Raw genomic sequence first — 3308 nt, 5'->3', positions numbered from 1 at the left:
AACAGCGGATGACCCAAAAACTTTTCATTGAAACCATGAATATGGCTACACGTCCGACGTCCAATGCCGGGATTGATCATCCATACCGACAGGGGTAGCTGGTAAAGCAGCTTAATAGCAGACAACTGCTCGAAAAGGAAGGATATAGTTGCGGCTCATGGTAACTGTTGGTAAATTTTCCAATGAAAAAGTTTTTAAGACCTTGAAGACAAAAATTTGTGTGCTGTAGCGGATTTAAAACCAGGGAAGAAGCAAGGATCGAGATCCTTGAGTACGTTGAGGTCTTATACAACCGTACCAGACTGCATTCGACTCTTGGCTATAAGCCTTGAGAGCAATTTGAGAAAACATATAAAAATCCAGTAAAAGCGACTTAAGTTGGTGTCCGCTAAAAGCGGGGGAAGTCCATGGAGGCTTGATATCGGAAAGCCTCTGAAGATCGTCGGCAAGCAGGCGGTACAGATATAGATAACGTAAGAGTTGTACACGACAAGATAGAAGCCGTAAACGACCTAAAAGATAAAATAAAGATTAAGATATGGATTGCAACATAAAGGAATCCTGCGAGGCTTTAAGCATGCCCAGGTAATGAATTGAATACGACTGCAATAAACTTTACGTTCATTCGTACCTTGGGTATTTAAGCCCTTAAAGATTTGAGAAGTCCTTTGAAAATACGGCTGCTCAAGTGGTAGCGTAACCTCTACTCATTTTTGAGGGTAAAAAGTGTCTTGACAAGAGGGGTGTGTTACACTTTTTGCACTAGAATCATATATATCATAAAAGGGGGTACAACCGATGAGAAAGTGGTTTTTGGCAGGTTTAGCGTTGGTGCTCTTTGTTTCGCCGAGCTTTGCTTTCTTCGATCCCGTCGGAACGATAATGAATCTTGCTACTCAGGAAAGCACCAGGAGCTTGAGAGAAACTCCTTCTCCGGCTTTTGCGGGTCTCGTCAAGATTTACAACGAGACGTGCGAAAGACAGGTGAGCGAAGATCAGGTAAAAGATCTCTGGAAAGGAGTGTCTTCTTCCGCGGCACCTACATTGAAGACGCCGGAGATGCATTAAGGTATTTCGAGATGATAATGCGCGCCAAAAAATCAGAAGACGAAATAGAAATTGATCTTGTTAAAAACAACGAGCGCAGATACGATATAATACTTTGTTCTGCAGAAGAGTTAAAAGAAGAAGCCGAAACGGGAAAGCTTTTATACGTACATGTAGACGAAGATTATATGGAATCCGATAGAGAGATGGCTACCGAAGCGGTTTATTCCTTTATAGGGCCTTTTTTGGGGATGAACTTCCAGGAAAAGAGATCCTTAAATCGCGGTTTATACGCTCAAATGGACATAGCCATGGTAATAACGGGCGTCAAAGGAAATAAGGCGCTTATTTGGACCCCTAAGGGAGAGCAGGAAATGGACTTTAGCTACCTTGTCTCAGCTTCGGATTTTATCTTATCCTTCGATTCTCCGAAACTTCGGGCTAAGGAAAGGGAAATACAGGAAAAAAGTGAAGTTGACTCCTATATGGAGCAATTAAGAAAAGAAATAAAACAAAAGGAGAGCGATAGAAGTGGCAATGACGAAAGCGGAAATTCACATTAGGGGAAATTTGAGAGACGACCCTGTTTACGCCAAGTCAGAAAAAAAGTTTTACAGGGTTGGTGTAGCCGTGAAAACGGGAAAAGGTTATTGAACTATCCTAACCGCCCTGCTTTTTTCCGGAGAGTAAATTGCTTCCAGAGGATAAAGTCTAAAAACCGTATCAGATACTTACAAAAGCTAATAGGACGGGCGGTTCGAATGGAGTTTGAACAGGAGAAGTAATATCCTTCGATGGTGGGCTGCCATTAGCTCCGTAGCCCCTAAGGTTGGTTGTACACCTTAAGACCTCAGGGCTTGGATGAGGCGAGCTATATACGCAAAGTGACCCTATTTTATCTCTTTTGTGCAATCAAGATTAAAAGACCTTACAAAGAGGTACCTCAGCTAGATCATTGTTTTTACTGCTAGAGCGATAGATTCCTGTTGACCTCGGACTTTTATGAAATTTGAATTTACAAAAGAGACATATGAGTAAATAGATTGGAATAGTTTTTATTATGGTGATTTGCCTGAGATGGTGCTGAATTTCAAATTATATACAAGATAAAAAATGATTGTTCTTTACTATATTCTTTTGTTAAATCTAAGAAATAGAGCAGCGCGATTATCCATTTACGAGTGTATGTTGAACAATGGTTTACTTCATAGCTATGATGCCCTACCTTTATTAAGGTCATTACAAGTTGCAGAGGGGTGAAATACAGGTGAAAAAACACCATTATATTATTGTTGCGTTGTGTGTTGTGGCAGTAAGCGTAACCTTATGGGTGAGCTTGTCTTCCGATGTGAGTAGATTGGCCACGCAGGAATTTGTGATTCGTATTACTGGGACAGAGGGCTTGCATGCCGATGGAATTGTAACAGTTACAAATAAAAACAAAACCAAAGATGAAGGCCTCGCCATCGAAGTTCCATGGGAAAAAAGAGTAATTGCCGATAGCGTCAGCGCCGGATTTCAAAAATTAAGCCCTGACGGTATCTTGAAAATACAGCTGTTAGATGGGAAAGGCAACATAATTCATGAATCGGAGACAACGCTGAAATACGGGGTGGTTTTTGTTATGTCAGATAAGTTTGATATACAACCAAAATAGATAGCTATATATCTTTTTATTTTCTTTGCAGGATTTCTGCGATAATATAACCAGCGAATACAAAAATAAAAGGGTGCCTTCGAAGGCACCCTTTTATTTAAGGTGAACTATTTGAATTCGAATTTGAAGAATCGCTGGCGGCATCTGGATTCACGCGACTTATATTTTTCCCTCCGCACACGGAACATCTTTTTCCGCCTGCAATCAAAAGTACTATGCCAATCAGTCCAAATACGGGACCCAAAATCAAGCCTATCATAGGGATAAACAATAACAGGGCAAGCCCAATTAATATGCAGACTATCCCACCCGTCAGGTTTTTCTTTGTTCCCACCATCCTTTTGCAGTTGCCGCAATACATATCTGCCATCTGCATGCCTCCGTGTTTTGTTGAGATATTTAAATTCAATTACCAAAGTCTTATTCCTTATTATAGCGATTAACTGCTGTTGTTAGTGTAAATTTGCACTAAAGATGAATACTTATTAGTTACGTATGATATTATCTGTAGAATTTAGGATGACACCTTTCTAAAGTAATTAGAAAGGTGTCATCGCCCTCTGATAGAATAAAGTTGTCACATACCCAAACTATCGAAAGGGTC

At 40.4% G+C, this 3308-nt stretch carries 5 protein-coding genes and 1 pseudogene; 5 read left to right on the top strand and 1 reads right to left on the bottom strand.

What is annotated here, in order from left to right:
* Positions 1–227: 227 nt before the first annotated feature.
* From Q7P41_RS07980 to Q7P41_RS07960, 5 genes and pseudogenes are all read left to right on the top strand, one after another.
* A pseudogene (locus Q7P41_RS07980) lies at positions 228–332 on the top strand (IS3 family transposase); the annotation flags it as partial.
* Positions 333–798: 466 nt separating this feature from the next.
* Entirely contained in the window at positions 799–1068 is a 270-nt protein-coding gene (locus tag Q7P41_RS07975; RefSeq protein WP_303883319.1) for a hypothetical protein, read from the top strand.
* 17 nt (positions 1069–1085) lie between these two features.
* Positions 1086–1610 (top strand): hypothetical protein, encoded by a 525-nt coding sequence (locus Q7P41_RS07970; RefSeq protein ID WP_303883317.1) that lies wholly within the window; start codon positions 1086–1088, stop codon positions 1608–1610.
* Positions 1579–1701 (top strand): hypothetical protein, encoded by a 123-nt coding sequence (locus tag Q7P41_RS07965; protein ID WP_303883315.1) that lies wholly within the window; start codon positions 1579–1581, stop codon positions 1699–1701. The genes Q7P41_RS07970 and Q7P41_RS07965 overlap by 32 nt, the downstream gene beginning before the upstream one ends.
* Positions 1702–2314: 613 nt before the next feature.
* Positions 2315–2704: a hypothetical protein gene (locus Q7P41_RS07960; RefSeq protein ID WP_303883313.1), complete on the top strand. Its 390-nt coding sequence runs from the start codon at positions 2315–2317 to the stop codon at positions 2702–2704.
* 97 nt (positions 2705–2801) lie between these two features.
* Here Q7P41_RS07960 and Q7P41_RS07955 read toward each other — a convergent pair whose 3' ends face one another.
* Positions 2802–3074 (bottom strand): hypothetical protein, encoded by a 273-nt coding sequence (locus Q7P41_RS07955; protein WP_303883311.1) that lies wholly within the window; start codon positions 3072–3074, stop codon positions 2802–2804.
* Between the last annotated feature and the right edge of the window lie 234 nt (positions 3075–3308).

Source organism: Acetomicrobium mobile, assembly GCF_937920065.1.
The sequence above is the reverse complement of the archived record's forward strand: the minus strand, read 5'-3'. Positions and strand labels throughout refer to the sequence as shown.

Bases quoted from the DNA above. Each gene is read 5' to 3' on its own strand.
- Q7P41_RS07975 (WP_303883319.1), top strand. From the start codon at position 799: ATGAGAAAGTGGTTTTTGGCAGGTTTAGCGTTGGTGCTCTTTGTTTCG.
- Q7P41_RS07970 (WP_303883317.1), top strand. From the start codon at position 1,086: ATGCGCGCCAAAAAATCAGAAGACGAAATAGAAATTGATCTTGTTAAA.
- Q7P41_RS07955 (WP_303883311.1), bottom strand. From the start codon at position 3,074: ATGGCAGATATGTATTGCGGCAACTGCAAAAGGATGGTGGGAACAAAG.